This is a genomic window from Streptomyces sp. CNT360, assembly GCF_000424785.1.
In genome coordinates, this window is sequence record NZ_AUKO01000034.1 from 59,060 (window position 1) to 82,958 (window position 23,899).

Annotated in this window: 22 protein-coding genes and 2 pseudogenes; 14 read left to right on the plus strand and 10 right to left on the minus strand. The window is 73.5% G+C overall.

What is annotated here, in order from left to right; all coding sequences use genetic code 11:
• Positions 1-25 precede the first annotated feature (25 nt).
• From H297_RS0124615 to H297_RS38175, 3 genes and pseudogenes are all read left to right on the plus strand, one after another.
• Positions 26-1,024 carry a zinc-binding dehydrogenase gene (locus H297_RS0124615; RefSeq protein ID WP_027739235.1) on the plus strand — a complete coding sequence of 333 codons (999 nt, stop codon included), beginning with the start codon at positions 26-28 and terminating at the stop codon, positions 1,022-1,024.
• A 96-nt stretch (positions 1,025-1,120) separates the two neighbouring features.
• Positions 1,121-1,306 (plus strand): annotated as a pseudogene (locus H297_RS42060) (VOC family protein); the annotation flags it as partial.
• 47 nt (positions 1,307-1,353) lie between these two features.
• Positions 1,354-1,826 (plus strand): annotated as a pseudogene (locus H297_RS38175) (iron chaperone).
• A 64-nt stretch (positions 1,827-1,890) separates the two neighbouring features.
• Here the strand turns inward: H297_RS38175 and H297_RS0124625 are convergent.
• The 7 genes from H297_RS0124625 to H297_RS0124655 form a co-directional block, all read right to left on the minus strand.
• Positions 1,891-3,183 (minus strand): lipase family protein, encoded by a 1,293-nt coding sequence (locus tag H297_RS0124625; RefSeq protein ID WP_078514558.1) that lies wholly within the window; start codon positions 3,181-3,183, stop codon positions 1,891-1,893.
• A 154-nt stretch (positions 3,184-3,337) separates the two neighbouring features.
• The gene (locus H297_RS0124630) at positions 3,338-4,297 is read right to left on the minus strand and encodes a TauD/TfdA family dioxygenase (RefSeq protein WP_027739237.1); all 960 of its coding nucleotides are present in this window, start codon (positions 4,295-4,297) and stop codon (positions 3,338-3,340) included.
• 280 nt (positions 4,298-4,577) lie between these two features.
• Positions 4,578-5,075, minus strand: a complete 498-nt coding sequence (locus tag H297_RS0124635; protein ID WP_037795335.1) for a thioesterase family protein — start codon at positions 5,073-5,075, stop codon at positions 4,578-4,580.
• A complete protein-coding gene (locus H297_RS0124640; RefSeq protein ID WP_027739239.1) occupies positions 5,072-6,040 on the minus strand; it encodes a 3-hydroxyacyl-CoA dehydrogenase NAD-binding domain-containing protein in 969 nt (322 codons plus the stop codon). Before H297_RS0124640 ends, H297_RS0124635 begins: the two co-directional genes overlap by 4 nt.
• Positions 6,041-6,158: 118 nt before the next feature.
• A complete protein-coding gene (locus H297_RS0124645; protein WP_027739240.1) occupies positions 6,159-7,052 on the minus strand; it encodes a beta-keto acid cleavage family enzyme in 894 nt (297 codons plus the stop codon).
• A 110-nt stretch (positions 7,053-7,162) separates the two neighbouring features.
• On the minus strand, positions 7,163-8,161 hold the full coding sequence (locus H297_RS0124650; protein ID WP_027739241.1) for a TetR/AcrR family transcriptional regulator: 999 nt from the start codon (positions 8,159-8,161) through the stop codon (positions 7,163-7,165).
• Positions 8,162-8,359: 198 nt separating this feature from the next.
• Entirely contained in the window at positions 8,360-9,325 is a 966-nt protein-coding gene (locus tag H297_RS0124655) for a WYL domain-containing protein (RefSeq protein WP_027739242.1), read from the minus strand.
• 166 nt (positions 9,326-9,491) lie between these two features.
• On the opposite strand from H297_RS0124655, the gene H297_RS0124660 reads away from it, so the two are divergent.
• Positions 9,492-9,917, plus strand: a complete 426-nt coding sequence (locus H297_RS0124660; RefSeq protein ID WP_027739243.1) for a DUF3224 domain-containing protein — start codon at positions 9,492-9,494, stop codon at positions 9,915-9,917.
• An 81-nt stretch (positions 9,918-9,998) separates the two neighbouring features.
• Here the strand turns inward: H297_RS0124660 and H297_RS0124665 are convergent, their stop codons facing one another.
• Positions 9,999-11,324 carry an MFS transporter gene (locus tag H297_RS0124665; RefSeq protein ID WP_027739244.1) on the minus strand — a complete coding sequence of 442 codons (1,326 nt, stop codon included), beginning with the start codon at positions 11,322-11,324 and terminating at the stop codon, positions 9,999-10,001.
• A 124-nt stretch (positions 11,325-11,448) separates the two neighbouring features.
• Positions 11,449-12,234, minus strand: coding sequence for a DeoR/GlpR family DNA-binding transcription regulator (locus H297_RS0124670; RefSeq protein WP_027739245.1), 786 nt, complete (start codon positions 12,232-12,234; stop codon positions 11,449-11,451).
• A gap of 148 nt (positions 12,235-12,382) precedes the next feature.
• Here H297_RS0124670 and H297_RS0124675 point away from each other — a divergent pair, with 148 nt between their 5' ends.
• The 5 genes from H297_RS0124675 (at position 12,383) to H297_RS0124695 (ending at position 17,997) form a co-directional block, all read left to right on the plus strand.
• Positions 12,383-13,060 (plus strand): HAD family hydrolase, encoded by a 678-nt coding sequence (locus tag H297_RS0124675; RefSeq protein ID WP_027739246.1) that lies wholly within the window; start codon positions 12,383-12,385, stop codon positions 13,058-13,060.
• Positions 13,057-14,112 carry a 2-hydroxyacid dehydrogenase gene (locus tag H297_RS0124680; RefSeq protein WP_027739247.1) on the plus strand — a complete coding sequence of 352 codons (1,056 nt, stop codon included), beginning with the start codon at positions 13,057-13,059 and terminating at the stop codon, positions 14,110-14,112. Before H297_RS0124675 ends, H297_RS0124680 begins: the two co-directional genes overlap by 4 nt.
• 2 nt (positions 14,113-14,114) lie before the next feature.
• A complete protein-coding gene (locus tag H297_RS0124685; protein ID WP_027739248.1) occupies positions 14,115-15,560 on the plus strand; it encodes an FGGY-family carbohydrate kinase in 1,446 nt (481 codons plus the stop codon).
• Between the two features lie 148 nt (positions 15,561-15,708).
• Positions 15,709-17,454, plus strand: a complete 1,746-nt coding sequence (locus H297_RS0124690; protein WP_027739249.1) for a dihydroxyacetone kinase family protein — start codon at positions 15,709-15,711, stop codon at positions 17,452-17,454.
• Positions 17,455-17,505: 51 nt separating this feature from the next.
• Positions 17,506-17,997 carry a ribose-5-phosphate isomerase gene (locus H297_RS0124695; RefSeq protein ID WP_027739250.1) on the plus strand — a complete coding sequence of 164 codons (492 nt, stop codon included), beginning with the start codon at positions 17,506-17,508 and terminating at the stop codon, positions 17,995-17,997.
• A 112-nt stretch (positions 17,998-18,109) separates the two neighbouring features.
• Here H297_RS0124695 and H297_RS0124700 read toward each other — a convergent pair whose 3' ends face one another.
• A complete protein-coding gene (locus tag H297_RS0124700) occupies positions 18,110-18,313 on the minus strand; it encodes a cold-shock protein (RefSeq protein ID WP_027739251.1) in 204 nt (67 codons plus the stop codon).
• Positions 18,314-18,593: 280 nt separating this feature from the next.
• Here H297_RS0124700 and H297_RS0124705 point away from each other — a divergent pair, with 280 nt between their 5' ends.
• The 5 genes from H297_RS0124705 to H297_RS42925 all read left to right on the plus strand — a co-directional run.
• Entirely contained in the window at positions 18,594-19,433 is an 840-nt protein-coding gene (locus H297_RS0124705) for a menaquinone biosynthesis protein (RefSeq protein ID WP_027739252.1), read from the plus strand.
• A gap of 124 nt (positions 19,434-19,557) precedes the next feature.
• Complete coding sequence (locus H297_RS0124710) at positions 19,558-21,348, plus strand: serine/threonine-protein kinase (RefSeq protein ID WP_027739253.1); 1,791 nt, start codon at positions 19,558-19,560, stop codon at positions 21,346-21,348.
• Between the two features lie 62 nt (positions 21,349-21,410).
• Positions 21,411-22,652 carry a cyclic dehypoxanthinyl futalosine synthase gene (mqnC, locus tag H297_RS0124715; RefSeq protein WP_051352148.1) on the plus strand — a complete coding sequence of 414 codons (1,242 nt, stop codon included), beginning with the start codon at positions 21,411-21,413 and terminating at the stop codon, positions 22,650-22,652.
• 120 nt (positions 22,653-22,772) lie between these two features.
• Positions 22,773-23,471 (plus strand): demethylmenaquinone methyltransferase, encoded by a 699-nt coding sequence (locus tag H297_RS0124720; RefSeq protein ID WP_027739255.1) that lies wholly within the window; start codon positions 22,773-22,775, stop codon positions 23,469-23,471.
• 161 nt (positions 23,472-23,632) lie between these two features.
• A partial coding sequence (locus H297_RS42925) for a zinc-ribbon domain-containing protein (protein ID WP_158693730.1) occupies positions 23,633-23,899 on the plus strand: 267 nt, incomplete at its 3' end.

Here is a 23,899-nt window from a genome sequence, read left to right on the forward strand (position 1 = left end):
GTACGGAGGAGAAGGAGTGGTCACGATGCGTGTCACGCAGATGGAGCGGTTCGGCGGCCCCGACGTCCTGCGGGCGGCCGAACTGCCCGACCCCGTCCCCGGCCCGGGGCAGGCCGTCGTCGATGTGGCGTGGGCCGACGTGCTCTTCCTGGAGACCCAGGTGAGACGCGGCGAGGGCTTCTTCACGCCGTCGCTGCCGTACGTGCCGGGCGGCGCGGTCGGCGGGCGGATCAGCGCACTCGGCCCGGACGTGGCCGCCGCCTGGCGCGGCCGCCAGGTCGTCGCCAGGACCGTTCCCGCCGCCGGTGCGCCCACCGGCGGCGGCTACGCCGAGCGTGCCCTCACCCGGATCCAGGCGGTGAGCGCCGTCCCGCAGGGCGTGGACCTGGCGCAGGCCACCGCGCTGGCGCACGACGGCCCCACCGCCGTGCGGCTCTTCGACAACGCGGTCGGCGCGGGCGCGCTGCGGCCCGGCGCCTGGGTGCTCGTGCTGGCCGCGGCCGGCGGCCTCGGGGCGCTGCTGGTGCAGTTGGCCAAGGTGGCCGGCGCGCGGGTGGCGGCCGCGGCGCGCGGCGCCCGGAAACTGACGCTGATCCGCGAGGAACTGGGTGCCGACCTGGCCGTCGACTACACGGAACCGGGCTGGACGGAGCGGGTACGTGCGGCGGCCGGCCCGCGCGGTGTCGACCTGGTGCTCGACGGTGCGGGCGGGACGCCGGGCCGCGAGGCCTTCGGGCTGACCGCGCGCGGCGCCCGCTTCTCCGCGCACGGGGCACCCGGTGGTGCCTTCACCGGCATCACCTCCCAGGCAGCCGCCGCCCGAGGGGTGACCCTGGCCGGCATCGAACAGGTCCAGCTCTCCCCGGAAGAGGCCGAGCCCCTCCTTCGACGTGCGCTCTCGCAGGTCCCGGCGGGGGAGCTGACCCCCGTGGTGGGCCAGACCTTCCCGCTGGCGGACGCGGCGCAGGCGCACGCCGCGATCGAGTCCCGCGAGGTGCTGGGCAAGACCCTGCTCCAGGGATGAGACGGCGACCCCTGCCGCCCGATCGGGCCCTCGCCGTGGCAGGACCGGTCAGGAACCGAGAAGCCCGGGCCCGGGGCCGCCTCTGATCTGCTCGGCATGGACCTCACGCTTCACACGAGCGCCCTGCCGCACGACGACCCGGACGCGTCGCTCGCCTCCTACCGCGACGTCCTCGGCTTCGAGGTCCGCAGCGACGTCGGGCAGGGCAGGATGCGCTGGATCACGGTCGGCCCGGCCGGGCAGCCCGACACGTGCATCCTGCCGGCCCCGCCGGCCGCCGAGCGGCGCATAGCGTGCTGGACATGGCCACCACGCTGGAGGGGGCCGCCATGGCGGACAGCAAGTCGTCTGCACGGACCGGCACCGGATTCACGGCCGAGGAGCGGGCCGCGATGAAGGAGCACGCGCAGGAGCAGAACAGGAGCAGAAGAGGGCGGCGGGGCGGCGCGGGGCGTCCCGGAGGGAGAAGGCGGCGGCCGAGCAGGACGTGCTCCCGGAGATCGCCGAGATGCCCGGGGCGGACCGGGTCCTGGCCGAGCGGGTGCACGCCCTCGTCCTGGCCGCCGCTCCCCAGCCGGCGCCCAGGCTCTGGTACGGGATGCCCGCGTATGCCCGAGGCCGCAAGGTCCTGTGCCACTTCCAGGGGGCACAGAAGTGCAAGACGCGGTGCGCCACGCTCGGTGTCAGCGACCAGGCCGCGCTCGACGACGGCACGGTGTGGCCGACCGCCTTCGCGCTCACGGAGCTGACCGCAGCCGACGAGGAGCGCATCAGCGCGCTCGTCAGGAAGGCGGTGGGCTGAGGGCGGAAACCGGTCCGTCCGCGGCGGGCGGCGGTCAGCGGGCGGCGGGGAGCGGGCAGCCGGTCTAGCCCGGGCAGTTGTCCGGTGGCTCACTGCCGGCGAAGCGTGCGGTGAGCCAGTCCAGTGCCGGCCTGTTGCCCGCGGCGGCGGCGCCGACGTGGTCGCGGCGGGGGAAGGACCGGAACAGCACGGCGGTGCCACGGGAACACCAGCCCGCCCGGAGGCGCTCGCCCTGCGCGTGCGGGATGATCTCGTCGGCCTCACCGTGGTAGACGAAGGCCGGCGCCGAGGGGGCCCGGGTACCGAGCGCGTCGGCGGCGATGGCGCGGCGCCACCCGGGCCCGTCGAGCGGGTTCGGGTCGGTCAGCTCCGCGAGCGTCCGGCCGCGGGCCGCGTCGAGGATCTCGCTCACGCAGGCGTCGCGGGTCAGCGACGCCAACCGCCGCCCCTGTGGCGTGAGGTAGCCGCGCAGGTGCAGCCGCGGGAAGGCGGCGTCGTGCCCGAGGAGCGACATCAGCACGAAGCCGGCGCCGGGGCCCCCGTCGCCGGACTGCAACGTCTCGGCCAGGTCCGTGGGGACGCCGCCGGCCGCGGTGCCCCTGACCTTCAGCCGGGGCGCGTACGAGGCGGCGATCTCGGCGGCCTCGGCAGCGGCCTGGCCGCCCTGCGAGTAGCCCATGATGCCGACCGGCGAGTCGAGGCCGACGCCGCGCTCGTGGGCGCCGGGCAGTCGCCGTGCCGCGCGGGCCGCGTCCAGCATGGCGGTGGCCTCGGCGCGGGCCACCGTGTAGGTGTGGTCCCCGGGGGTGCCCAGTCCCTGGTAGTCGGTGACGGCCACCGCGTACCCGCGCTCCAGCGCCGCACCGACCAGCGGCGCCTCGGCGGTCGTCCCGTCGGGGAACCCCGCCGAGGGCGCGCACCGGTCGCCCATGCCGACGGTGCCCACCGCGTAGGTGATGAGGGGGCGCGGACCGCGGCGGTCGTCGTGCGGGACGACGACCGTGCCGGAGACGACGTCGGGCCGCCCTTCGGCACCGGTGGAGCGGTAGGTGACGCGCCATGCGGAGGTGTCGGTGGAGACGCCCGGCGCGGAGCGGAAGACGGTCGGCTCGACGCCGAGCACCGTGCCGGGGCCACCGGAGGGGCGTCCCTGCGCGGGGGCTTCCCCGTACGCGGACCCGGCCGTGCTCGACAGCCCCGGTACCGCCACGAGGAGCGCCACCACCGCGGCCACCCCCCGGCGGCGTACCCGGGAAGGGACCCGCAACCGGGAGGGCACCCGGGCCGCGAACGGCACCCGGAAGCGGCCGGGTGCCCCGGCCTGCCCGCGTGCCGCCGCCGTACGGAACGACTCCATGTGCCTCTCCCAGTCCGCCGCGCCGACCGTACGACGGTACTGACGCGTCGGCGCTGCGCGCCACGGCCCGGAAGAGGGATCCTTGGCCGGGCGGCGGCGCAGGTGGCGGATCAGGAGAGTGCGGCCGGCGGGGGCGGGGCCGGGAGGGGGACCGTCAGAACGGGCGGTCGCCGACGACGGCGACCCGCTCGGCGACGCGCCGGTGCCCCATGTAGTCGAAGAGGGCGTAGTGCTGGGTGGCGCGGTTGTCCCAGAAGGCGATGTCACCCGGCTGCCAGGCGAACCGCACCTGGTACTCGGGCACATGCGCCTGGCGCACCAGCTCGCCCAGCAGCCGGTCGCTCTCGTCGCGGTCCATGCCCACGATGTGCGTGGTGAAGGACGTGTTGACGAACAGCATCTTGCGCCCCGTCTCCGGGTGGGTACGCACGACCGGGTGCTCGACCGGCGGGAACTCCGCCTGGAGCTCGGCCAGCTTCTCGGCGGAGGTGAAGCGTGCGAAGCCGGGGATGAAGTCGTGCATCGCGGTGGCGCCGTCGATGCGCTCACGCACCCGCGGCGGCAGGTTGTCGTACGCGGCGGCCATGTCCGCCCACATGGTGTGCCCGCCGATCGGCGGCACCTCGCGGAGCTGGAGCACCGCGCCCATGGCGGGCCGCTCGCGGAAGGTGACGTCGGTGTGCCAGACGTTCTCGTAGGTGGGGCGCGTGGCGCCCTGGTCGGCGGCCTTCTCGAAGCGGACGATCTCGTCGCTGGAGCCCCGTGCCAGCAGCGGGTTGGTCTCCAGCTCGCCCCAGTGGCGGGCGAAGCCGGCCTGCTGCTGCGGCGTCAGGTTCGCGCCGCGGAAGAAGAGGACCTTCCACTCCAGCAGGGCGCGGTTCAGCTCCTCGCGCAGCGCGGGGCTCAGCGGGCGGGTCAGGTCGGCACCGCGGATCTCCGCGCCGATGACGCGCGTCTGCGGGACGACCTCGATCAGTTCGTAGGGCCGCTCCTGCCAGCCCTCCGGGAAGGGCCGCAGCTCGCGGACCCCCTCGTAGAGGCCGCCCTCCGGAACGCGGGCGTCACGGAGAGTGGTGGGAGCGGGCGTGGCGGTACCAGGCGTGGTGATGCTCATGAAGGGTCCTCCAGCAGGATCCGGTCGAGGGGGTCGCCCAACGGGCGGGGGAGTTCCACGGCTTCCTCACGGAGCCGGACCCCGGCTAGAGACCGGATCGCTCGCACCCACGCCGCCAGGGGACGCCGAGGCGCCCGAGCGGGGAGGTGGAGTGCGCGACCATGAGGTCATTCTGGAAGCGCCGCCCCCGGAACGTCAACATGACCCCTGGTCGTCACCCTGCGGGGCGCCGCCCGGGGTACGGGCCTTCAGCGGTCGTACCCCGGGCGCCGGGCCGCCCTCAAGCGGGGCGCGGTACCGGTGAGATGGCGCGGCCCGCCCACGCGGGCGGCTCCTCCAGCAGGGCGGTCAGCCGCTCGCGGACCGGCTCCGGGAAGGGGGCGCTGCCCTCACCGCCGACGTGCAGCGCGAACAGCTCGCTCGTGGCGGCCGTCTGCGGGGCGCCCTCCTCGCCGGCGTACATCTCGTGCGCGAACCGCAGCTTCTTGCCGTCCACTCCCAGGACGCGCGTGCGCAGGGTGAGCGGGGTGCCCTCGTCGACCTCCGCCAGGTACCGCACATGCGCCTCGACGGTGTACAGCGAGCAGCCGGTGCGCTCCCGGTAGCCCGGACCGAGACCGACGGCGTCCATCAGGGCGTCCGTCGCGTGGCCGAAGACGAGGACGTAGAAGGCCTCGCTCATATGGCCGTTGTAGTCGATCCACTCCGGGCGGACCGTCTGCCGGAAGAGGGGCAGCGCCTCGGCCTGTGCCGTGTCGGCGTCGGTTTCCGCGGTCACTCCGCGGCCCCCTTCGGCAGCCGGCCGGTGGCGCGCAGCACGTCGATGACGCCCTGGTCCCGCTCGGCGACCAGGTCCGCGATGGTGCGGCCCTCGGCGGCCTCCTCGCAGCCCTCCACCATGGCGTCGCGCAGCGCGGTGTCCAGCTCCGGTGCCTCAAGACGGGTCCACGGCGACTTCAGCGACGGGCCGAAGTGGTCGAGCATGTGGCCCATTCCGCCTTCGCCGCCCGCCAGCGCGAACGTCAGACACGGCCCCATGAAGGCCCAGCGCAGCCCGGGACCCTCGGTGATCGAGTCGTCGATCTCCTTCACCGTGGCCTCCCCGTTGGCCACCATGTGCAGCGCCTCCCGCCACAGCGCCTCCTGGAGGCGGTTGGCGATGAAGCCGGGCACCTCACGCTGCATGGTGATCACCGACTTGCCCGCCACCTCGTAGAACTGCGAAGCCCACTCGACGGCCTCCGGGGTGGTGGCCTCGCCGCCCACCACCTCCACCAGCGGGATCAGGTACGGCGGATTGAACGGGTGCCCCACCAGCAGCCGGCCCGGGTCGCCCGCCTCCGTCTGCATGTCCGTCATCGGGTACCCGGACGTGGAGGAGGCGATCACCACCCCGGCCGGAGTGGCGGCATCCAGTTGCGCCAGCAGATCCCGCTTCAGCTGAAGGTTCTCCGGCGCGCTCTCCTGCACGAACTCGGCCCCGGCACAGGCCGCTTCGAGGCTGTCGGAGACGGTGAGCCGGTCCCGGGACGCCCCTTCGGCGAGCCCGAGCCGGGTGAGGGCCGGCCAGGCCGCGTCCACCAGGCGGCGCAGCTTGTGCTCCGCGTCGGGTGCCGGGTCCCAGGCGGTCACGTCGTAGCCGCGGGCCAGGAAGTGGGCGACCCAGCCGCCGCCGATGACGCCCGCGCCGATGCAGGCGATGCGGCTGACGTCGGCGGGGGCGGGGGGTGGTGCGGTGGTCATGACGAGAGGGCTCCTTGTGTGGCGTGACGAGTGCGTGGGCGCGCGGGTGCGTGGTCGCGCGCATGCGGGGCGGGGAGGGTCCGCCGAAACGGCGGCAGCCTCGGCGGGAGGGCGGGTGTCAGGCGCGGGGCTTGAGCCCGAGGCGGGAGCGGGCCTCGTCGGGGGTGGCCACCGTCGCGCCGAGGGACTCCACGATCTTGACGGCCCGCTCGACGAGCTGGCCGTTGGTCGCCTTCACGCCCCGCGCCAGGTACAGGTTGTCCTCCAGGCCGACCCGCACGTTGCCGCCGAGCAGCATCGACTGCGCCACCCACGGCATCTGCATGCGGCCCAGCGCGAACGAGGCCCACTGCGCGCCCTGGGGCAGGAAGTTGACCATCGACTGGAGCACCCCCGGGTCGGCCGGCGCGCCCCACGGGATGCCCATGCACAGCTGGAAGAGGGTCGGCTGGTCCAGCAGCCCCTCGTCCAGAAGCTGCTTGGCGAACCACAGCTGACCGGTGTCGAAGATCTCCAGCTCGGGCCGTACGCCGAGCTCCTGGATGCGCCGCGCGCCCTTGCGCAGCATCTCCGTGGTGGAGATGTAGAGCTGGTCGCCGAAGTTGAGGGAGCCGCAGTCCAGGGTGCAGATGTCGGGAAGCAGGTCCTCGACGTGCGGGAGCCGGTCGAGGCCGCCGACCAGGTCGGTGCCGTCCAGCGCGCCCTTCTCCAGCGGCTGGTCGGCGTCGAGCACCAGGTCGCCGCCCATCCCGGCGGTCAGGTTGATGACGACGTCGACGCCCGTCTCCTTCACGCGTTCGAGCACCTCGCGGTAGAGGTGCCGCTCGCGGGACGGCTTGCCGGTCTCCGGGTCGCGGACGTGGATGTGGACGACGGCCGCGCCCGCCTGTGCCGCCTCCACCGCGGAGGCGGCTATCTGCTCGGGCGTGACGGGCACGTGCGGGCTGCGCCCCACCGTGTCCCCGGCGCCGGTGAGGGCGCACGTGATGATGACGTTCTCGGTGACGGGCATGGCGATACCTCCGTAGGGACGGTGGATGGATGCAGGACGGCTGGACGGACGGTCGGTTCGGGTCGGGACAGAGGGCGACGGGCAGGCGGTGCGGCCCGCGGACGAGAGGGTCAGGGCCTCGCGGAGGGGGTTACCGACAGCTCCGTGCGGACGTGGGCGAGCAGCGCCGCGTACATGTCGTCGGGGCCGGTTCCGTCCTCCGCGCCGACGGCGCTGGCCAGCACCTGCGAGGCCAGTCCGTCGATGAGGGCGGTCAACCGCAGTGCGGCGGGCTCCGGTGCGACGTCGCGGAAGACGCCCTGGGCGGCACCGCGCCGGATGACGTCGGCGACGGTGCTGCGCCACTGCCGGTAGTAGTCCACGTGCAGGCGGCCGATGGCGGTCGAACGCGCCGCCTCGGCCCACAGGTCCAGCCACACCAGCCACTGACGGCGCTGCTGCTCGGTGCGGGGGGTCTGCAGGTCGAGGAGGCCGCGCAGTTCGGCGGCGGCGTCCTCGGCGCCCGCCTGGGCGATCCGCTCCGCACGGCTGGCGGTGTCCTCGTCCATGCACCACCGCACCGCCGCCTCCAGCAGTTCGGCTCGGCCGGGGAAGTGGTAGTGGATCGCGGCGGTGCTGGTGTCGCAGGCGGCCGCGATGTCCGCGACCCGCACGGCGTGGAACCCGTGCTCGGCGATCAACCGCACCGTCTCCCGCACGATCTGCAGCGGTCGCCCCGCTGAGGGGAGTACGGGCTCCCGCTGCGCGGCGGAAGACGGTGCGGCGCTCGGGGCGGGGGCACGGACCCCCGCGGGGGACGACAGGGCGGGGCCGCTCCCGCCGGGGAAGGGCCCGACAGGGCCGGCCGCCGCCCGCATGTCCGGGGCGGCACCGCCACCGGACCCGAGCAGCCAGCCGGCGTCGACCTCGCCCGCGTCGGCGATCCGCGCCAGCTCCGCGACGGTGAACCGGCGGGTACCGCCCAGGGAGCGCGACAGCTTGGAGGGGTCCATGACGATCCGCCGGGCGAACTCCCGTTGGGTGCACCCGGCGGCCTCGACGACCTTCCGGACCCGCTCGGCGACCTCGCCCGCGCTGTCCTCGATCCTGTCGCCCGCTGTGTGCCGCATGCCCGCCACCGTACGGCCACGTTGAGATAACCGCAATGCACGGGTACCCGCTTTGTGGTGCTCCGTCCGCAAAAGTGCGCGCCATTCGCCTTCGTTGCGGTCCCTGACTGACGCATCAGTCAGGGACCGCAACGTGGCGGGGCGGTGCGCCCTCCGCCGCCCCGCCTGCGCCCCTGCGGGCCCGCGCCGGGCGGCGGCTCACTCGGCGTAGCGCCCCGCGAGTGCGGTGACCGCCTCGGTCATGGCGGTGCGCAGCGCAGGCGGGCCCAGGACCTCGGCCTCCGCGCCCAGACTGAGCAGATCGCCGACGGCGACCGGCTGGGACTCGACGTCCAGGTCGGTCTCCACCCAGCCGGCTTCGTCGGGTGGGCCCGCCCGGTCGAGGGCGCGTACGCCCGGGGCGCCGAACCTGGCGGGGAGCAGCCGCTGGGCCTGCGGGGAGAGGCGTACCCGGGCGGCGTCCTGACGCAGCCACGACTCCAGGCGGCTGGTCGCGGCGTCCCAGTAGGCGGCCAGGTCGAACCCGGTGGGGCGCTCGAAGGTCCCGCCGCACTCGACGACGTCCTCGAACCGGGAGAGGCGGTAGGTGCGGACGGCGCCGTCGGCCTGGGCGACGGCGTACCAGATGCCGGCCTTCAGCACGATGCCCAGCGGGCGCAGTTCGCGCTGCACCTCGCCCCGCCAGCGCCGGTAGCGCACCCGCAGCACGCGCTGCTCCCACACGGCGCGTGCGACCTGCGGCAGGCGGGGCACCGGGTCGGCGTCCCGGAACCAGCCGGGGGCGTCGAGGTGGAAGCGGTCCTGCACGCGTCGGCTGTGCTCGGCGAGGCCGGCGGGCAGCGCGGCGCGGACCTTGAGCTGGGCGGTGGTCAGGACGGCGCCGATGCCCAGCTCCTCGGCGGCGCCCGGCAGGCCGGACAGGAAGAGGGAGCCGGCCTCGGTGCCGGTCAGCCCGGTGAGCCGGGTGCGGTAGCCGTCCATGAGGCGGTAGCCCCCGGCGGGGCCGCGGTCGGCGTAGACGGGCACGCCGGAGGCGGCGAGCGCGTCGATGTCGCGGTAGACGGTGCGGACGCAGACGTCGAGGGCGGCGGCGAGCGCGGGCGCCGTCATGCGGCCGCGGTTCTGCAGGAGCAGGAGCAGGGACAGGAGCCGGTCGGCGCGCATGGCGCACATTCTCGCCGCCGGGCGACGCGGGCGGCCCGCCGGTACCTGGCGGAAAACGGCTCGCCGGTACCTGGCAGAAGGTGTCAGGTACCGGCGTCAGGATGCCGTCAGGCGGCTGCCCAGGCGGCGGCCGTCACCGTCCGACCGCTCGACGAAAGGGCTCTCCATGGCTTCGCGTACGTCTGCTGCCTCCTCCACCACCACGGCCACGTTCACCGGCGTCTCCTGGGACGAGAAGGACGTGCGGACCACGGAAGGGCCCCGGCTGGCCCGGGCGTCGGTCGTCAACGACTACACCGGCGGCATCGAGGCGAGGGGCACCGCCTGCGAGTACGTGCTCACCTACGTGACGGAGACGACGGGTGTCTTCACCGGCACGGAAGTGCTGACCGGCTCGGTCGGCGGCCGCGCCGGCACGTTCGCCCTCGCCCAGCAGGGCACCTTCGACGAGGAGGGCGTCATCCGCTGCACGGTCGAGGTGGTGGCGGGTTCGGGCACCGGAGCCCTCACCGGTCTGACCGGTGAGGGCTCCTACGTGGTGCGGCCGGGGGAGAAGGAGGTGGCGGTCCCGTTCACCTGCACCGTGGGCTGAGGCCCGCCTCCGGCCCCGGGGGGAGCCCCGGGGCCGGAGGCGGGCCCTGGACGGAATCTGCGCCGGTCCGCGCCCGCCGGTCTACGCCGGTGTCGGGGCCTCGCTCTTGCCCGTGCTGCTGGGGGCGGGGGAGTCCTTTCCCGTACCGCCCTGCTCCTGGGGCATCTTCAAGAGCAGGGTCAGCACCAGCGCCACCAGGTACAGGGCCAGGAAGACGATGGTCACGCCGCCGGCGCCGACCAGCGGCAGGAAGAGGGAGGCGACGGCGGGGCCGACGAAGGTGGCGCCGCCCGCGCCCAGGTTGAGCAGGGCCATGGCCCCGCCCTTGTTCTCGGGCGCCATGTTGGGGATCAGCGCGGAGATCGGCACGAAGCCCGCGAGGGTGGCGCCGTAGAGCATGCCGGCCAGGACGGCGACCCAGTAGTAGTCGGGGCCCAGCCAGGTGGGCACGAAGTAGAGCACCGTGACGCTGATGGCGCAGCCGAGGGCGCCGAAGGTGGCGATGGTGGTCCGCCAGCCGATCTTGTCGGAGAGGGCGCCGAAGATGAGGTTGAAGAAGATGTTGGTGCCGTAGATGATCGCCAGTAGCTGCAGCCACTTGTCGGTGCCGAAGCCGACGTCGTCGGAGAAGATCCGCGGCAGGTAGACGAGCATGCCGAACTCGGGCGCCGTGTTGATGACCCGCACCAGACAGCCGACCAGGACGCGCGGGTGGGTCCACACGATGGAGACGCTGTTGTAGAGGGACTGTCCCGTGGTGACGCCGGGTTCGGCCAGCCGGTCGCCGCCCTCCCGCTTCTTGGCGCCGACCAGGGCGATGGCGCCGCCGATCAGGATGAGGCCGAGGGCCGACCACAGGGTGCCCATCTCGCCGATCTGCGGAATGGTGAAGCTGGACCACAGGGAGCCGAGGGTGGGCAGGCCGCCGGTGAAGGCGAAGTAGAACCAGCCGACCGCGGTGCCCAGCCGTGCCGTCGGCGCGCTGCCGGTGATCCACACCAGGAAGCCGAAGGCGAAGAGCGGGTAGCCCAGGCCGCGGATGCCGTAGAAGAGCAGCATCATCGGGTAGTTCTCGGTGCCGAGCGCGAACAGCAGGTAGAGCGCGTCGAAGACGGCCCAGATGCCCAGCCCTGCCCACATCACCTTCCGCGGCCCCCACACCTGGGAGAGCGCGCCGGAGAACCAGGAGGCCAGCATCACGGCGACGCCGTAGACGGTGATGACGTAGCCGGCCTTCACGTCGGTGCCGGCGCCGTGGTCGGCCATGTACGGGGAGATGAAGCCGCTCTCGACGCCGTCGCCGACCATGAACAGCAGGACGCCGATGTACCCGTAGACCAGCGGTTTCGGCAGCCCTATGCGATCGAGCAGCCCTGCGTCGGGCACACGCGTCGCTGCATCCGTCATCGGGGGGCCTCCGCTCTGAGGTAACCAGTTGGTGCACCGCAGATCCTCAGCCCAGCCGCGAAAAATATCAAGAGGGATGTTAAAGATAACGGTAATCTCTGCTACCGCGGTGCCCGGCGGCGCGTCACGCCGTCACCACCCGGACCTCCGTCAGCTTCCGCATCTCGGCCACCGGCCCGTCCTCGACCGGCCCGGTGAGCACCACGTGGTCGAACGCCTCCACCGGATCCAGCCGGTGCAGCGCGCTGCGCCCCACCTTGCTGTGGTCCATCAGCAGCGCGCTCACCGACCCCGCCTGGCGCATGGCCCGCTTGACCGCGACGATCTCCTGCTCCTGGTGGTAGGTCATGGTGCCCGTCATGGCCGAGGTGGAGACCAGGGTGAGGTCCACGGAGAAGCTCTTGATCATCTCCAGCGCCGACAGGCCGATCCACGAGTCGTGGGTGCGCGAGTACTCGCCGCCGATCCCGATCAGCCGGATGTCCTCGGCGGCCCGCAGCTCCTCGGTGATCAGCCGGTAGTTGGTGACCACCGTCAACGGCCCCACCTGCGGCAACAACGTGGCCAGCGCCAGCGCGGTGGTCGAGTCGTCGAGCATCAGCGACATGCCGGGGGCCACGAAGTCGAGCGCGGCGCGGGCCAGCGCGTCCTTCTCGCCGGTGTGCGTGTGCAGCCGGAAGTCGGAGCTGGACTCGAAGACGGTGGAGGGCTGCGCCGAGACGCCGCCGTGGTACTTGCGCAGGATGCCGCGGTCGGCCAGCTCGGCGATGTCGCGGTGCACCGTCATCACGCTGACGCCGGTCAGTTCGGTCAGCTCCGCCACCGACGCGTCGCCCTTGCCCAGCACGTGGTCGACGATCTGCTGCTGACGCTGTTGGCGCGTCGCGCGCGCTGCTCCCTGGGCGGTCATACGACCCATCCTGCACCCGCCGTCACGCCCGTCGGCCCCCGGACCGCCCCGAGCCTCACAGAACCACTGGGACGCGTATCAGGTCACAAGTGACAGATAACAAGACCGGTGTTAATTTGCTGGGAGCCGAATGTGAGGAGTTCCGGCCGTGGCCGAGGCAGTGGTGTTTGACATGGACGGAGTGCTCGTCGAGAGCGAGCACCTCTGGGAGCGGCTGTGGACCGCCTTCGCAGCCGAACGCGGCAAACAGTGGGGCCCGGAGCAGACCAAGAGCTGCCAGGGCATGAGCGCCCCCGAGTGGGCCGCCTTCCTCACCGAGTTCGCCGGGGCTGGCGACAGCGCCGCCGACACCGAGCGCACCGTCGTGGACGGCATGATCAAGGCGCTGGAGGACTGCGAGATCGAGCTGCTGACCGGCGCCCGGCAGATGATCACCGACGCCGCGGCCCGCGGGCCCATCGCGCTGGCCTCGTCCGCGCCCCGCCGCGTCATCGACGCCGTGCTGACGCACCACGGGGTGGCCCAGGACTTCCGCGCCACCGTCTCCAGCGCCGAGGTGCCGCGCGGCAAGCCCAGCCCCGACGTGTACCTGGCGGCCGCCGACAAGCTCGGCGTCCCCGCGACCGACTGCCTGGCCGTCGAGGACTCCAGCAACGGGCTGCGCGCCGCGGCCGCCGCCGGGATGACGGTCGTCGCCATCCCCAACCCCGGCTACCCGCCCGCCGAGGACGCGCTGGCCGGCGCCGCCTACTGTGCCACCGACCACGACGCGGTCCGCCGCTACCTGCTCAGCAAGCTCACGGAAAAGGAGGGGGAGCGCGCATGACCGCCCCCGTCACCGTCCTGGCCTCCGGCGACCACTTCATCGCCCCGCAGCTGTTCGTCGACGCGCTGCAGGCCGCCGCGCCCGACGCCGAGCTGTCCTTCCGTACCCAGACCACGCCCTGGCCGCACACCCCCTTCGGCCCCGTCGGCAACGTCAAGGAGGCCAGCGGCACCGAGGACGAGCTGCTGGAGGCCCTCGGCGACGCTTCGATCGCCCTCGCCCAGATGGCGCCGTTCACCGACCGCGTCATCCGTGAGGCCCCGCACCTCAAGCTGATCGCGGTCGCCCGCGGCGGACCCGTCAACGTGGATGTCGAGGCCGCCACCCGCGCCGGCATCCCGGTCACCTTCACCCCGGGCCGCAACGCCGCCGCAGCGGCCGAGTTCGCGCTCGGCCTGATGCTGGCAGCGCTGCGCCGCATCCCCGCCTCCGACGCGGAGCTGAAGAAGGGCACCTGGCGCGGCGACTACTACGCCATCGACAACGCCGGCATCGAACTGGACGGCACCACCGTCGGACTCGTCGGCTACGGCGCCATCGGCTCCATCGTCGCCCGCGTGCTGCGCGCCTTCGGCTCCCGCGTACTGGTCGCCGACCCCTACACCGACCCGGCCAAGGCGGCGGCCGACGGCGTGGAACTCGTCGCCCTGGACGACCTGCTGCGCCGCAGCTCCGTCGTCAGCCTGCACGCCCGCGTCACCCCCGAGACGCGGCACATGCTGCACGCGGACAACCTCAAGCTGCTCCCGCGGGGCGCCGTCCTCGTCAACTCCGCGCGCGGCGAGCTGATGGACTACGCGCCGCTGCCCGACATGCTCCGCAGCGGCCACCTGGGCGGGCTCGCCCTCGACGTGTACGACGTCGAACCGCCGCCCGCCGACTGGCCGCTGCACTCGGCACCCAACGTCATCACCACCCCGCACCTGGCAGGCGCCACCCGGCAGACCGCCGACCGGGCCGCCGCCATCACCGCGGCTCAGGCCGCCGCCCACCTGCGCGGTGAGCGCCCGGAGTTCGTCGTCAACCCGCAGACCCTCGACGGAGGACGGTAGCCATGATCGTCGGGGTCGACGTCGGCACCTCGGTCACCAAGGCCCAGCTCCTCACCCGGGACGGGCGCACCGGGCCCGCGCACGAGGCCCGCAGCACCCTCTACACGCTGCCGGGCAACCGCGTCGAACAGGACATGGACGAGGTCATCGGCACGGTCGTCACCGTCGTGCGGGCCGCCGTCGCCGACGCCGCACAGCTCGCCCCGGACGAACCCGTCGAGGCCCTCGCCCTGACCGGCCAGGGCGACGGCTTGTGGCTGCGCGACGCGCGCGGCCGGCCCGTCGGCCGCGCCCTGTCCTGGATGGACGGGCGCGCCGCCCCCGAACTCGACCGGTGGACGGCGGACGGCACCACGGCCGCCGTCCACCGCCGCACCGGCGCCGGCATGTTCCCCGGATCCGCCGGCCCCCTCCTCGCCCACCTCGCCGCACACGAGCCCGACCGGCTCGCGGCCGCCGAGACCGCCGGCTACTGCGTGGACGCCATCGCCCAGCGCTTCACCGGCGAACGCACCGTCGACGCCTCGGACGCCTCCGTCCCCTTCCTGGACGTCGCCTCCCGCAGCTACGACGACGAGGCACTGGACCTGTGCGGGCTGGGGGACCACCGGCGCCTGCTCGCCGACCCCGCCCCGCCCGGCACCCTCTTCGGGCTGCTGCCCAAGGTCGCCGCCGAACTCGGCCTCCCCGCCGGACTGCCCGTCAGCGCGGGCCCGTTCGACATCCCCGCCTGCGGACTCGGCTCCGGCCTGGCACAGGTCGGCCAGGGCCACCTCATCATCGGCACCACCCTGGCCTGCCAGGTCCTGTCCGACGACCCCGCCCCCGCCCCCGGCGAGCCCGCCGGAATGGTGCTCGCCACCCCCTTCGCCGACCGCTACCTGCGCGTCATGCCCGCCATGATCGGCACCGCCGGTCTGGACTGGCTGCTCGGCATGCTCGGCGTCCGCATCGAGGAACTCGACGCCCTCCTGGCCCAGTCCCCGTACGGAGCCGGTGGCGTCACCGCCCTGCCCTTCCTCTCCTCCAGCGGCGAGCGGGCCCCCTTCGTCGACGCCCGTGCCCGCGGGCGCCTCGACGGACTCTCCCCCCTCACGGGCCGCGCCGACCTGGTCCGCGCCCTGTGCGAGTCCGTCGCCTACTCGGCCCGCCACTGTTTGGAATCCCTCGGCGTCACCCGGGAGATCACCGCCTGCGGCGGCGGCACCCGCTCCGGCGAGTGGGGCCGCATCTTCGCCGGCGTCCTCGGCCGCGACGTCCACATCCGCGAGGACGCGGTCGGCATCCGCGGTGCCGCCCGCGTCGCCTGGAACGCCCTCGGCACCACCCCCGAGACACCCCCGCCCCCCTCCCGCACGGCCCGCGCCGACCCCGACGCGGTCACCTTCTACGAAGACGGCTACCAGACCTACCTCGCCACCCTGGAAACAGCCCGCCGGTCCTGGTGACCCGCCAACCCACCCCCGACCCGCGCGAAAGCCGCCGGACGTACCGAGGTGGTCTTCCCCCGGGGCGTTCCCGCGAAGTGAACGGGCTGGAGCTCTTGCGGAAGGGGGCTCCTAGGGGGCGAAGCCCCCAACACCGAAGGAGCAACTCATGACGCGGATATACAACGACCCCTCCCGCTTCACCACCGACATGGTGCACGGCTTCACCGCCGCCCACCCGGACCACGTCCGCCCCGCCCCCGACGCCGCAGGCGTCATCCGCGCCACCCCGCCACCCCACCCCAAGGTGGCCGTCCTCACCGGGGGCGGCTCCGGCCACTACCCCGCCTTCTGCGGTGTCGTCGGCCCCGGCTTCGCCGACGGCTCCGTCATCGGCAACATCTTCACCTCCCCCTCCGCAGCCCAGGCGTACTCCGTCGCGACGGAGGCCCACTCCGGCGCCGGGGTCCTGTTCATGTTCGGCAACTACGCGGGCGACGTCATGAACTTCGGACAGGCCGCCCAGCGCCTGACCGCGGACGGCATACCCGCCCGGTGCTTCGCCGTCACCGACGACATCGCCAGCGCACCCGCCGCCGAAGCGGCGAAACGCCGCGGCATCGCGGGCGGCTTCACCGTCTACAAGACGGCCTCCGCCGCGGCCGAGGAGGGCGCCTCCCTCGACGAGGTCGTCCGCGTCGCCGACCGCACCAACGCGCGCACCCGCTCCCTGGGCGTGGCCTTCGCCGGCTGCACCCTCCCCGGCAGTGACGAGCCGCTGTTCACCGTGGAGAAGGGCAAGCTGGCCCTCGGCCTGGGCATCCACGGCGAACCCGGCGTCAGCGAGAGCAGACTGACGACGGCGGACGAGCTGGCCCGCACCCTGGTGGAGGGCCTGCTGGCCGAACGCCCCGCCGAGGCCGCCCAGGACCACCGGGTGGCCGTCCTCCTCAACGGGCTGGGCGCCACCAAGTACGAGGAGCTGTACGTCCTGTGGGCGTCGGTCTCCCGCCTGCTCACGGAGGCAGGACTGGAACCCGTCCGCCCCGAGGTGGGCGAACTGGTCACCTCGCTCGACATGGCGGGCTGCTCCTTGACCGTCACCTGGCTCGACGACGCACTCGAACGCCTCTGGCTGGCCCCGGCCGACACCCCGGCGTTCCGCCGCGGAAGCCCCGCGCACAGCGCGCCCGCCAGGACGACAGCCGCCACCACGGCCGCGAAACCGACCACGAGCACCTCGGCGACCACCGCCCCCACCACCGAGAAGGCGCAGGGCGAGGCCCTCACCGCTCTCGCCACCACCGTGGAGGCCCTCCGCGCCGCCCACACCCTCCTCCACGACCAGGAGGAGGCCCTGGGCCGGCTCGACGCCGTCGCCGGCGACGGCGACCACGGCCGCGGCATGTGCAAGGGCGTGGACGCGGCACTGGCCGCAGCCGAACAGGAACAGCAGCGCGGCACGTCCCCCGCCGGACTGCTGGCCGCCGCCGGCGACGCCTGGGCCGCCGACGCGGGCGGCACCTCGGGAGCGCTGTGGGGCGCGGGACTACGCGCCTTCGGCTCCGCGCTGCCCGCCGACCGCGCCCCCGGGGCCGCCGACGTGGCAGCCGGCGCGCGGGCCGCGCTGGAGGCGGTCACCTCGCTGGGCAAGGCGGAGCCCGGCGACAAGACGCTGGTCGACGCGCTGGCACCGTTCGTGACCGTCCTCACCGAGCGCATCGAGGCGGGCACCGCCCTCGCCGAGGCCCTCACCGCCGCCGCCGGGGCGGCTCACGAGGCGGCCGAGGCGACCGCCGGGCTGCGCCCCAAGCTGGGCCGGGCCCGCCCGCTGGCCGAACGCAGCCTCGGTACCCCGGACCCGGGCGCCACCTCGCTGGCCATGGTCCTGACCACGGTCGTCCCCCGGGCCTGACCCGCCACGGAAGGCAGCCCCTCCCACCCCTCGTCCCAGGAGGACCGCACCATGAGCACATCCCCCACCGCCACCGCACCCCGGCCGTTCCGGGTCGTCGTCGGCTGTGACGACGCCGGCCTCGACTACAAGGAGGCCCTCAAGAAGGACCTCGAAGGGGACGCCCGCGTCGCGGAGGTGACCGATGTCGGGGTCGGCGCGGACGAGCACACCGCCTACCCGCACGTCGCCGTCGAGGCGGCCCGCCGTGTCGCCGAGGGGGAGGCCGACCGGGCGCTGCTCGTCTGCGGCACCGGTCTGGGCGTCGCCATCAGCGCCAACAAGGTGCCCGGCATCCGCGCGGTGACCGCGCACGACAGCTACTCCGTGCAGCGCTCCGTCCTCAGCAACAACGCACAGGTGCTCTGCTTCGGGCAGCGCGTCATCGGCCTGGAGCTGGCCCGCACGCTGGCGGCCGAGTGGCTGGACCACCGGTTCGACGAGAGCTCGGCGTCCGCCCGCAAGGTCGCCGCGATCACCGACTACGAGCAGCAGAGCTGCTGACACCCGGCGGCCCCGGGCCACCCCGGCCCGGGGCCGCACACAGGCAGCAGCAAAGGCAGGAGCCCCCGCCGACGGCGGGGGCTCCTTGGGGTACTGCGTGTGTAGCAGGGACCTACTGCGCGGTGACGTTCTCCGCCTGCGGGCCCTTGGGCCCCTGGGTCACGTCGAACGTCACCGTCTGGTTCTCCTCCAGAGAGCGGAACCCGGATGCGTTGATAGCGGAGTAGTGAACGAAGACATCGGGACCGTCACCGTCCTGGGCGATGAAGCCATAGCCCTTTTCGGCGTTGAACCACTTCACGGTTCCGGTAGCCATAAGCCCTCCTTGGGCCTATAAGGGTGTCCCTGCTCCCAGAACCCACAAGGAAGTCTGAAAACGACGAGAGCCTGCGGTCACATGCTCCGCAGGCTCTGTACTGCAAGGGAAACCAAACTGCAACTTGCAGCGAGCCTAGCACGGTGGGCACCGGCGACGGAAGGGTCGAAGATCGCGTTCCGGAAGGCCCGTCGTCCCTGCTCGGGGACCCCGCTCGGCGGGGGACAGACCGGGGCGTACTCTCCGGAGAGTGACTGCTAATCCGGCTGATTCCAGGGATGTGCGCACCCGCCCCCGCGTCGCGCACATCCAGTTCCTCAACTGTCTTCCGCTGTACTGGGGCCTGGTCCACACGCACACCCTGCTGGACCTCGACCTGACCAGGGACACCCCCGAGAAGCTCAGCGAGATGATCATCGACGGGCGGCTCGACATGGGCCCCGTCACCCTCGTGGAGTTCCTGCGGAACGCCGACGACCTGGTGGCGATGCCCGACATCGCGGTCGGCTGCGACGGCGACGTCATGTCGTGCGAGATCGTCTCCAGGGTCCCGCTCGACCAGCTCGACGGCGCCCGGGTCGCCCTGGGCTCGACCTCGCGCACCTCTGTGCGGCTCGCCCAACTGCTGCTGGCCGAGCGCTACGGCGTCCAGCCGGACTACTACACCAGCGAGCCCGACCTCGAACGGATGATGAAGGAGGCCGACGCGGCCGTCGTCATCGGTGACGTGGGGCTTCGCGCCTACCTCCACCAGGTGCCGGAGGAGGGCCTCCAGGTGCACGACCTGGGGCGGTTGTGGAAGGAGTGGACGGGCCTGCCGTTCGTCTTCGCCGTCTGGGCCGTGCGCCGCGACTTCCTGGAGCGGTCGCCCGAGACCGTCCACGAGACGCACCGCGCCTTCCTGGCCTCCCGGGACCTGGCCATGGAGCAGGTCGACCAGGTCGCCCAGCACGCGGCGCGCTACGAGACCTTCGACCCCAAGGTGCTGGAGAAGTACTTCACCACCCTCGACTTCCGCTTCGGTACGCGCCAGCTCGAAGGAGTCGCGGAGTTCGCCCGGCGCACCGGGGCCACCACGGGGTTCCCCCGGGACGTCCGCGTGGACCTGCTGCGCCCCTGACCCCTTCCGGATCGCCCGGACCCGCTCCCGGCCGCCCCGCGTGGGCAGCCGCACCGCATCGGCCTGCCCCTAAGCTGGTGGCGCCGGAGAGGGGCCCGGGAGGGAAGAAGGTGGGGGACGGAGCATGCAGCCGCTGGAGCCGGAGGACCCGCGGACGTTGGGGGAGTACCGCCTGCTGCGCCGGCTGGGCGCGGGCGGCATGGGCCGCGTGTACCTGGCCCGCTCGGGCAGCGGCCGCACCGTCGCCGTGAAGGTCGTCCACCCGCACCACGCGGTGGACGACCAGTTCCGTCACCGCTTCCGGCGCGAGGTGGCCTCGGCGCAGCGGGTCGGCGGGGAGTGGACGGCGCCCGTGCTGGACGCCGAGACCGACGGACCGGTGCCCTGGGTGGCCACCGGCTACGTCGCGGGGCCGTCCCTGGCGCAGGCGGTCGCCGAGCACGGGCCGCTGCCGGAGGCGGCCGTACGGGCCATGGGCGCCCGGCTGGGTGAGGCGCTGCGCCATGTGCACGGGCTGGGGCTGGTGCACCGCGACGTGAAGCCGTCGAACGTGCTGCTGACCCTCGACGGGCCGCGGCTGATCGACTTCGGCATCGCCCGCGCGACGGAGGGCACGGCCTCCCTCACCTCGACCGGCGTCTCGGTCGGTTCCCCCGGCTACATGGCGCCCGAGCAGATCCTCGGCCAGGACGTCACCGGTGCCGCCGACGTCTTCGCGCTCGGCGCGGTCCTGGCGTACGCGGCGTCCGGCCGGGCCCCCTTTCCCGGCGACAGCTCCGCAGCGCTGCTCTACCACGTCGTCCACGGCGAACCGCAGCTCGAAGGGGTGCCCGACGGGCTGCGTGGGACGGTCGCCCGCGCCCTGGCCAAGGACCCGGAGCAGCGCTGCGGCGTCGACGCGCTCGTGACGGAGCTGGCCGGCTCGCAGGAGGGCGCCGGGGACGGCATGCTCGCGGCCCGCGGTGGCCGGCTGCCCGCGCCGCTGGTGGAGCAGATCAGCAGGCTCGCCGTGCAACTGCTGGAGCTGGAGCCGGAGGTGCCGCAGGGTTCGGGGCCTGTCCCCTTCACGGCACCGGCGTACGGCCCGGACGCGGCCACCCCGCCCCCGGGGGTCCCGCCGGGCGCCCCCGGGTTCGGGCCGCCCGACCCCTCGTACACGCGGGACAGCCCCGGCCTCCCCGCCGCCCCCGTCGGCGCCACGAGCGACGGCCGTGCGGACGGTGTCGGCGACGGCAGCGGCGGTGGTGTCAGCGACGGCAGCGCCGGTGTCGGCAACGGTGCGGACGGTTCCGGGCCGGCGCCGCGACGGGGCGGCTGGACGTGGCGGGGCCGCCGCCTGAGCTGCACGGTGGTCCTGTCGGTCGCCTGCCTGGTCGCCGCGGCGCTGCTCTTCGCGCCGCTGCGCGGCCTGCTCCCCGGTACGGGCGGCGGCCACGACAACAGCGCCGACCCGCCGCCCGCCACCCACCGGCCCAGCGCCTCCGCGAACGGCGGGGGATCCGGTGGCGACGACGGCGGCAAGGGCGACGACGGCGCGGGCGGCGGTGACCAGGAGCCGGGCGGCGACACCGTGCCCAAGGGCTTCCTCGGCAAGTGGCGCGGCGACCTCTACTCCGAGCGCGGCATCCCCGTGGGCACCCTGACCCTCACCATCGAGGAGGGCGGCGAGGGCGACACCGTGGCCAGCGGCTCCGCCGAACTGGCCGGGACCGAGTGCGCCTCGAAGTGGACCCTCGTCTCCGCGTCCGGTTCCCGCATGGTGGGGGACGCCTCCGGCAGCAAGCCCAGCTCTGCGCTGTGCGCACCGGGCGGCACCCACGAGGAGTTCACACTGCGCAAGGACGGCCGGCTGCGCCTCCAGACGCACGGCGACGGCAACGGGGACGCCGCAGGGACACTCCGCAAGATCGGCTGAGAAGGCCTGGCGTAGGCTGGTCGGGCGCTGCTGTGCTGCGGTAAGCGGCGGGATGTATCGGAATGTGCGAGACGAGCGACCTTTGGAGGGACGCCACGGTGACAGCGCACGTGTCGGAAGCCGACCTGCTCTCCGTCCTCGACCGTGCCGCCGCCGGCGGCCGGGTCACCCCCCAGGAGGCGCTCGACCTCTACCGCGACGCGCCCCTGCACGCGCTGGGCGCCGCCGCCGACGCGGTGCGCCGCCGCCGGTACGCGGGGACCGAGCACATCGCCACGTACATCATCGAGCGGAACATCAACTACACGAACTCGTGCGTGACCGCATGCAAGTTCTGCGCCTTCTACGCCTCGCCCAAGAGTGACAAGGTGTGGATCCGCGACCTGGACGACATCCTGCGCCGCTGCGCCGAGACGGTGGAGCTGGGCGGCACCCAGATCATGTTCCAGGGCGGCCACCACCCCGACTTCGGCGTGGAGTACTACGAGGAGCACTTCGCCGCCATCAAGAAGGCGTTCCCGCAGTTGGTGATCCACTCCCTCGGCGCCAGCGAGGTGGAGCACATGGCGCGGATCTCCGGGGTGACCCCGAAGGAGGCGATCGAGCGCATCCACGCCGCCGGCCTGGACTCCTTCGCAGGCGCGGGTGCCGAGCTGTTGCCCGCCCGGCCCCGGAAGGCGATCGCGCCGCTCAAGGAGTCGGGCGAGCGCTGGCTGGAGATCATGGAGATCGCCCACAACCTCGGTGTGGAATCCACCTCCACGATGCTGATGGGCACCGGTGAGACCAACGCGGAGCGGATCGAGCACCTGCGGATGATCCGGGACGTGCAGGACCGCACGGGCGGCTTCCGCGCGTTCATCCCGTACACGTACCAGCCCGAGAACAACCACCTGAAGGGGCAGACGCAGGCGACGATCTTCGAGTACCTGCGCATGATCGCCATCGCGCGGATCTTCCTCGACAACGTCGCCCACATCCAGGGTTCCTGGCTGACCACGGGCAAGGACGTCGGCCAGCTCTCGCTGCACTACGGCGCCGACGACCTCGGCTCGGTGATGCTGGAGGAGAACGTCGTCTCCTCGGCGGGCGCCCGGCACCGCTCCAACCGGATGGAGCTGATCGAGCTCATCCGCGAGGCGGGCCGTGTCCCGGCGCAGCGCGCCACCACGTACGAGCACCTGGTCGTCCACGACGACCCGGCGAACGACCCGGTGGACGACAAGGTCGTCTCCCACCTGTCCTCCACCGCCATCGAGGGGGGCACCGCCCACCCCGAGCTGGCCCTGATCGACGCCAACTGACCGACGCCGACCGGTCGCCGCCAACTGACCGACGTCAACTGGTCGCCGCCGGCCGGCCGATGCCGGCCGGTCGACGCGGACCGGACGCCCGCCGGCTCGAGCACGGACGAGAGACGAGACGTGACCCGCGCATCCCTGGAGAAGAAGCCGCACGAGGTCGCCGCCATGTTCGACGACGTGGCGGCCAGGTACGACCTCACCAACGACGTGCTCTCCCTCGGCCAGACCCGGCTGTGGCGGCGCGCCGTCGCCGACGCCGTCGGCGCGCGCCCCGGTGAGCGGGTGCTCGACCTCGCTGCGGGTACGGCCACCTCGTCGCTGCCGTTCGTCGAGGCGGGCGCCTTCACGGTGCCGTGCGACTTCTCGCTCGGCATGCTGCGCGAGGGCAAGCAGCGGCACTCCTGGATGCCGTTCACCGCCGGGGACGCGACCCGGCTGCCTTTCGCCGACGGCGCGTTCGACGCGGTGACCATCTCCTTCGGGCTGCGCAACGTCAGCGACGTGGACGCGGCCCTGGCGGAGATGCACCGGGTCACCAAGCCGGGCGGCCGGGTGCTGGTGTGCGAGTTCAGCCACCCCACGTGGACGCCGCTGCGGACCGCCTACACCGAGTACCTGATGCGGGCCCTGCCGCCGGTCGCCAGGCGGGTCAGCAGCAGCCCCGACGCGTACGTCTACCTCGCCGAGACCATCCGCGCGTGGCCCGACCAGCCCGCGCTGGCCGCCCGGCTCCAGGAAGCGGGCTGGACGCGGGTGGCGTGGCGGAACCTGACGGGCGGCATCGTCGCCCTGCACCGGGGGTACCGGGCCCGGTCCTGACGGGGCGTCGGGCGCGGTCGGGCCGGGCTGGTTGCGCTTGAGTAAAAGCCCTTTCCCCGGGGGGTGTTCGCGGGGAACCATGGCTGTGCAATCCGTGTCTGTCCGCACACACGCGGTGCTGCGCGCGCCGCTTCGCCGTCCCCGGAACGCATCGGAGCGTCATGTCGTCCCCGCCGTCGTCGACCTGCCCGCAGTGCGGTACCGCTGCACCGGCCGGTGCCAAGTTCTGCATGTCCTGCGGCGCCCCGGCCGCCCCCGCCACTCCCGCGGCGTCCGGGCCCGCCGCCCCCGCGGCGTCCGCGCCTGAACCGCCGTCGGCGCCTCCGTCCGTCCCGCCTCCGGCGTCTGGGCCTGCCGATGCTGGGGTGTCCGGGCTTGAGCCGCCATTGGTGCCTCCGTCTGCCTCGCCTCCGGCGTCTGGGCCTGCC